Source organism: Pseudoalteromonas sp. S2755, from assembly GCF_005886535.1.
GTDB lineage: Bacteria > Pseudomonadota > Gammaproteobacteria > Enterobacterales > Alteromonadaceae > Pseudoalteromonas.
The window spans coordinates 1-7,263 of sequence record NZ_PNDS01000199.1 but is presented as its reverse complement, the minus strand read 5'-3'; the positions used below and the strand labels follow the sequence as shown (position 1 = coordinate 7,263).

Genomic DNA, 7,263 nt, shown 5'->3' with positions numbered 1-7,263 from the left:
AATTGCCAGAGCTAAGGCCAAAAAAGCCGCAAAAGAGGCACAAGAAGCTGGCGAAAGTGTGAGTGAGCAAGGCGAAGAAACAAATGAGCCAACGGCGGGATCAGAAACAGACTCCAGCGGTACAGAGCAAGGTGCTGAGGGCACATCTGAGCAGCAACAAGCCAGCCCTGAAGCACGTAAAAAAGCCGCCGTTAAAGCCGCAATTGCGAGAGCAAAAGCGAAGAAGCAAGCGAAAGAACAAGAAGGAAATGAACCGTCATGAAACTAACCATGGCCTCATCCCCGCACAATCATAGCCATAAATCAGTCAACAAAATCATGATGACCGTCATGGCAGCCTGTATTCCCGGGATCTTAGTCCAAACCTACTATTTTGGTTTTGGTGTATTGATCCAGTTGGCTTTGGCGCTTATTACCGTAAGCCTTGCTGAAGCGCTAGTGCTAAAGCTAAGAGGTCGAGCGATATGGCCCAGCCTCAGCGACGGCAGTGCTTGGCTCACCGCTGTGCTGCTGGCCATCAGTATTCCGCCGCTAGCCCCTTGGTGGATAACCGTCATTGGTGCATTTTTTGCCATCGCTATTGTAAAACAGCTATACGGTGGCCTAGGCTTTAATCTTTTCAACCCAGCCATGGCGGCCTATGTATTATTGCTGATCTCCTTCCCTGTACAAATGACTTCATGGTCACCTATTCAAGCGCTCACGTTAGAGTCGCTAAGTTTTGTTGACCAGCTCGCGATGATCTTTACCGAATCCACCAGCCAAGGTGTCACACTTGACGTATGGCGTGCAGGTGTGATTGACGGCGCGACTGGTGCAACGCCATTAGACTCGGTAAAAACCGCAGTCTCACAAGGTTTAACCGTGAATGAGGCGATGAGTAAGCAGGGTTTTGGAGCGCTTGCAGGAATTGGTTGGCAATATGTTAACCTGGCCTTTTTGCTAGGTGGTCTTTATCTGCTAAAAGCCAAAGTGATCAACTGGCATATTCCAGTGGCCTTTATTGCCAGTCTTGGCCTTGCTAGCGCAATTGGCTATATCATTGCCCCTGAGTCAGAGCCGGGCACCCTATTTCACTTGTTAAGTGGCGGCGCTATGCTTGGTGCCTTTTTTATTGCCACCGATCCGGTGTCGGCCTCCACCACTAACTTAGGTCGCCTGATTTACGGCGCGGCAATCGGCTTTACTGTGTATGTTATTCGTCAATTTGGTGGCTATCCAGACGCCGTTGCATTTGCAGTTGTGATCATGAATATGGCAGTACCACTTATCGATCATTACACTCAGCCTCGTACTTATGGTCATGGAGCTAAATCATGATAATTCAATCGATGCAGAAAAATGGCCTCATCCTCGCGGCATTTGCACTGGCAACAACTGGAGCGGTCGCACTGATTAATGACCTCACTAAAGATAAGATTGCCAGCCAAGAGCAGCAACACCTGATGCAACTACTTTCTCAGGTGATTGCAGCAGATAAGTACGACAATACTCTGTATTTGGATTGCACCACCAGCAACGCCTTAGAACTCGGCCCAGGCGGTCCGCACACGATTTACAGAGCCAGACTCAATGGCGAACCCTCTGCCCTGTTAGTGAGACATATCACCCCCAAAGGCTACAGTGGCAATATTGATATCTTAACCGCTGTCGATAGACAAGGTCTGATCTCAGGTGTGCGTGTAACGCGCCATGAAGAAACTCCGGGTCTTGGTGATAAAGTAGAGCTGGCAAAATCGGCTTGGGTAACGACGTTCAACGGTGTTCAAGTTGAAGGGGAAGCAGACCCTAAAATGAATGTGAAAAAAGACGGCGGTCAATTTGATTCATTTACCGGCGCAACCATTACCCCACGCGCTGTGGTAACCTCGGTAAATCAGGCCGCATGGTTTGCCAAAACGCATTTTGATGCGCTATTTAACGCGCCTAATACTTGCGAGGTGTCGCAATGAGTCAGTTAAAATCGCTCTTTCAAGAAGGTACATGGCAAAATAACCCTGCACTGGTACAGCTTTTAGGGCTGTGTCCACTCCTTGCGGTGACTTCAACGGTAACCAATGCCTTAGGGCTTGGTATTGCCACATTACTGGTACTGGTTGGTTCTAACTTTACCGTATCCGTGGTGAGAAACTGGGTGCCAAAAGACATTCGTATTCCCGTGTTTGTCATGATCATCGCCGCCTTTGTTACGGTTATTCAACTACTCATGAACGCTTATACCTTTGGTCTGTATCAATCCCTTGGCATATTTATACCGTTGATCGTGACCAACTGCGCCATTATTGGTCGTGCCGAAGCATTCGCTTCGAAGAATAGTCCGCTGTTATCTGTTTGGGATGGTTTAATGATGGGGCTGGGTTTTGCACTGGTGCTATTTGTACTGGGTGCAATGCGCGAACTCATTGGCCAAGGAACACTATTTGATGGTGCCGAGCTACTCCTTGGCAACTGGGCAAGTGTATTGCGTATTGAGATCTTCTCATTCGATCATCAATTTTTAGTTGCAATCCTGCCACCGGGCGCCTTTTTGGGCCTTGGTTTTTTGATTGCCGCTAAAAACATTATCGACGCTCAGCTCAAAGCCAAAGCTGCGCCAACAGCCGAAGAAGTAAAAGGCCCAAGAGCACGGGTCACTAACTTAAACTAATGCGGTAATAATAATCCCAATTTGCAGCGATACCGTCACTATCGCTGCTTAGTGAAAATAACCGCATGCTACCGTCATTGAATTTAGCAAGTAAATCTTATGAATAAACAAAAACGTATAGAAATACTCACGCGACTCAGGGACGAAAATCCGCACCCTGAAACCGAACTAGAATACTCGTCACCATTCGAGCTTTTAGTTGCCGTTACCCTCTCAGCACAAGCCACTGATGTTGGAGTGAACAAAGCGACACGCAAACTCTTCCCTGTTGCCAACACACCTGAGAAAATCCTGGAGCTTGGCCTTGAGGGCTTAAGAGACTATATCAAAACCATTGGTTTGTTTAATTCAAAAGCCAATAACGTCTATAAAATGTGTCAGATCCTCGTCGACAAACACGGCTCCGAAGTTCCTGAAAACCGTGAAGCACTAGAGGCGCTGCCAGGCGTGGGTCGCAAAACCGCCAACGTGGTACTAAATTGCGCCTTTGGCTGGCCAACCATTGCTGTAGACACCCATATCTTCCGCGTTTCTAACCGCACCAAGTTTGCCATGGGTAAAGATGTAGTGGCAGTCGAGCAAAAGCTAGAAAAGGTGGTACCAAAAGAGTTTAAGGTAGACGTACACCACTGGTTAATCCTTCATGGCCGCTATGTGTGCACCGCGCGTAAACCTAAATGTGGCAGCTGTTTGATTGAAGATTTGTGTGAGTTTAAAGAGAAGACTGATATTTAAGTCACACTAATTATTATCTGAATTTGGGCTTACTTCACTGCTTAATTAAAACTTATCAGGGAGAGTTATAAAACTCTCCCATCTAAAAAATAATATTGAAAAATTTAACTTGGAAGCGCTTTTAACTCAGTGTTGCCCTGATTGAATGGATTTAAGCTTGTACCATAAGTTCGTTTTATCCACTTAGCTTGCTTTTCAACTAATGACGAAATATCAGGGTTTCCAGGTAGTGGGTAATCTTCTGGGTTATAACGTCCTAAACAGGTTTTTTTTAATAATAAAAATCTGTGTTGCCAATATCGATAATGATGCCTTTTAGTTAGCCCTAACCCTTTTTCATAAATAGTTTCAAAATCTAAACTATCAGCTTTTTGTAAAAATCGAGCATAGAAATAAAGAACTTGCACATAATAAAACTTAATATGGCTTAAGTCTGGTAATGCTGATTGGTAATACTGAATTATATTCTCATTGAGTTCATTATTTTCTGGCTCAGACAACAGCTCATGCTCGCATGAAAAAGCATACATCAACTTTTTTAAGCCTCGGGTGTAAGGGTTAACGCTCACCAACTTATCTATGGCTTCATAGCTCACATAGGTTTCACGAGATTTGAGGTAAGTTAACTGCACCCTTTCCATATGCTGATTTTCATGTAATTCATCAATGGATTGATTTAATTGATTTAGATTGATTTCACCACGTAAATAATCTTGTGCTTCGAAGTAACTCAAGTCATTTTCAACAAGGTTCATTAAAGGTTCAACACTCATTGCAACTTGAACATTCCATGACCTCAAATTAACGTAGCTATACGAATTAAACTTTATGTCATGGGCAACCCTATCAAGTGCATAACCTTCCATCTCATATAGGTTTGCTGCGATATTGTAAACAACATTTTCAAGTATTCGACCTCTTTCATACTCTCCTGAAAGAGCCGATAAAGACTCAATTGTCATTAAAGATTTTAATTGCTCATAAGCAGCATCAAACTCGCCATTATAATAGCGCGCCTGTAGCTCAATGAGCTTCCATACTTGCTTTACCTGAAATTCATTACTTTTTGTTATAAACCCTTCAATATTAATTGCTTCGTGGGCAGCTAAAAATTCAGAGCCTAGATTTAAATGACTTGAAAACTTCTCGATGTTATCGACCATCCCAAAGTAATCTTCAAGTTCAGCTTCACTTCTCACTACATTTTCTTTTGCACCGTAATCGACCGCACTTAAAAAATTGTTAAATAAAGATAAGAAGATATGCATTGCTTTTTTATTTGTTCCCCTGAGTTTATAAACAAACTCCATGAGCTGATGGTTGTATTTAAAGGCTTGCCTGAACAATTCTAGCTTGTCTTTTTCTGCCGTATGTTGTTCAAATCGAAAACGGGCAAAACGTTGGATAACCGATTGTAATGAATAAAACTCACCATAAGCTTCGACTAATGATTTATTTGTAAGAACAGCAATATCTTTATCACTAATCGGCTTTTTCAATTTACTTGCCTCTTCGTTTCTATCGTTCCTCTTACTCTCTGTTATTAAACGTTTAAATGTATCGAGATCTATTCCGTCAGGAAATAACGAGAAGGACTCCAATGTACGTTTCTGATGTTCCTCCAATGAACGGTAAGAATAAAGAATAGAAACATAAAGAGACTCTTGACGATTAATATTCAAATCAACTTCATCGTCAAACATTAAAATTAAGTCTTCTTCTTTAACCTTATCAAAAAAGTCGTCTTCTAACTCTTGCTTTAACTCTTTTAAGCTTTTACCTGCAGGTATACCATCACAAATTAACTTAATGGCTAACGGGTTATTATTTAGTAGTGGTTCTAGAATTTTTCTGCGCGCAAACTCTTGATCTTTATCACTGTGGTAACCATTTTTAGTTAGGCGATTAAATAATGCTAATGCTTCTTCAGATTCCATTTGCCGAAATGGCAACACATCTTCCCATTCAGCATTAATACTTTCTCTGGAAGTAACCAACACATTTGTGTACATTAGTGTTTGCGATAACAATAACCTAACTTGTTCTACTTCTTGCTTATTTTTGCTTTTATCCGCTTGTTTTAAATACAATAAACTTTCTAAGTTATCAAAAATCAGTAAGCGCTCTCGCTGATCATGATGTTTTGCTAAGTGATCAAATAAATCATCAGCGGCACGTAAGTTAAAGGCACTGCTGATGTGCATTTCAAGCTGATTGCTACTTGAGATATGTTCACAATCAATAAAATTCACACCTGCATCAAAATGCCCGCGATTCGCTAATTCTAATGCCACTTTTTTTGCTATTGTTGTTTTACCTAAGCCACCACTGCCTTTAATTGTTAATAACCTTTGTTTGTTGGCTGCTTTAGCAAGCTTTTGGCTGATATCCGCTAAATCAGATAAACGCCCAGTAAAACCTTGCAATTCACTTGCATTAATACCTTTAGGTAGTAATGGTTGATACTTCTGCCAATGCTTGCGATTTTCTGGTTTCAGAGATTCTAATAACTCACCGCTAATATGCACCGATTGAACATTACTTTTATCAATGAAGTTTTTAACATCCGGCCTTTTAAATAGCTGATGCGCTAATTTATCAAGAGGTTTAAGCTCTTTGCCTTGTTGATTTAACAGAGGAAAAACCAGTAATGGAAACCTAACTTGCCCTAGTTCTTGCTCATTCAATAGTTTATCTGTGATCAACACTGTTATTTTAGCATTAACTGGTAAGCTACTTTCTAGTTCATCAATTGCTAGGTAATCACTACAAGCGTTGTCGTCTTCAATCAACAATCCACTACTCGTTGTTTTGGCTAATAAAAATAAAATGGAATAATCATCAGCCTCCATTAAGTTACTTTCTGTAAAAGCTTGTTGCGAAATAGGATGTTTAAACTTTTTAAGTTTTGCGATGATATCCGAATCATCTATTGGTTTATCTAAAGGTGAGGCTGTAAATAGACCAATTTTATCGTACTTATTTGGTTCTTCGTTAAGTGGTTGAACTGATTCTTCTAGTTGCTGAATTATTTGTTGCTGCTCTAGTTTATTTTTGCATTCAGCTAGTTGCTGAACAGAAGCTATCAACGGTTGACCAAAGTCACTAAAAGTAAGTAATTCTACATTAATACCGATTAATTTTTGCTCTATTATTTCTTTGTCTTTTTCTCTTACAAGTGCATAGTGAGGGCCTGTATTGCCGTCAAACAGTTGGTTTTGCTTTACAATTTCAGCCAATAACTCAGCATCATTAAGTGAACAGCCTATAAATAGAAGAATCTTATTGCTAAGTAATTCTCTAAACTTTGTAAGTGCTGTTTGATAGTGTTCTTTGGCATTTTCTTGATATAGGCGATAATATGATTGTGGTGTCAGCACCATGTTTTGGGGAACATCTATTTTACCATGTAAATGCCAAAGCATTTCATGGGAGCCGTTTCGAGTAAATTCGGCAAGTTTGTTTATGTTGTCATTATCAAAAGCACAAACATTAACTGATTCTGTATGTGCCCATTCTAATACCTTGTCATAATTTAAGGTAACAAGCCTGTTACTTAATTGCCATATTGCCTGTGGTAACGCCTTACAACTATCGTCCAATTGAGTGAAATCTATTGCAAATTGGGATTGCATAAAATCATACCAGCGCCTGCCTGACAATTGCTCTTGAGCTTCTTGTGCAGCCTGTTGGAGCTTTCCTTTCTTCACAAACAATTTTACTAGCTGACTATCATCTAATAACTCTTCATCTTCCAATCTTTCTGCTGCAAAGTTAAGTAACCTGAGATCTGTATAAGAACTAAAGCCGAGTAACCTTTATGCTCGGTTTCTTTGCTTGAAAAGTATAAGCGATGAGGCCTGCCATCAAGTTCCGCTGTA

The 7,263-nt window shown here is 41.0% G+C and carries 5 protein-coding genes and 1 pseudogene; 5 read left to right on the top strand and 1 reads right to left on the bottom strand.

Translation table 11 applies throughout. The annotated features are described in order from the left end of the window. The 5 genes and pseudogenes from CWC03_RS22745 to nth form a co-directional block, all read left to right on the top strand. A pseudogene (locus CWC03_RS22745) lies at positions 1 to 262 on the top strand (electron transport complex subunit RsxC); the annotation flags it as partial. Then, entirely contained in the window at positions 259 to 1,320 is a 1,062-nt protein-coding gene (gene rsxD, locus CWC03_RS22740; RefSeq protein WP_138583785.1) for an electron transport complex subunit RsxD, read from the top strand. The pseudogene CWC03_RS22745 and the gene rsxD, both read left to right, overlap by 4 nt. Next, complete coding sequence (gene rsxG / locus CWC03_RS22735) at positions 1,317 to 1,952, top strand: electron transport complex subunit RsxG (protein ID WP_138583784.1); 636 nt, start codon at positions 1,317 to 1,319, stop codon at positions 1,950 to 1,952. Before rsxD ends, rsxG begins: the two co-directional genes overlap by 4 nt. Then, positions 1,949 to 2,647 carry an electron transport complex subunit E gene (locus tag CWC03_RS22730; RefSeq protein WP_010370368.1) on the top strand — a complete coding sequence of 233 codons (699 nt, stop codon included), beginning with the start codon at positions 1,949 to 1,951 and terminating at the stop codon, positions 2,645 to 2,647. Before rsxG ends, CWC03_RS22730 begins: the two co-directional genes overlap by 4 nt. Positions 2,648 to 2,746: 99 nt before the next feature. Further along, a complete protein-coding gene (gene nth / locus CWC03_RS22725) occupies positions 2,747 to 3,382 on the top strand; it encodes an endonuclease III (RefSeq protein WP_138583783.1) in 636 nt (211 codons plus the stop codon). Between the two features lie 104 nt (positions 3,383 to 3,486). Here nth and CWC03_RS22720 read toward each other — a convergent pair whose 3' ends face one another. Continuing rightward, positions 3,487 to 7,140: an SIR2 family protein gene (locus CWC03_RS22720; protein ID WP_249314110.1), complete on the bottom strand. Its 3,654-nt coding sequence runs from the start codon at positions 7,138 to 7,140 to the stop codon at positions 3,487 to 3,489. Between the last annotated feature and the right edge of the window lie 123 nt (positions 7,141 to 7,263).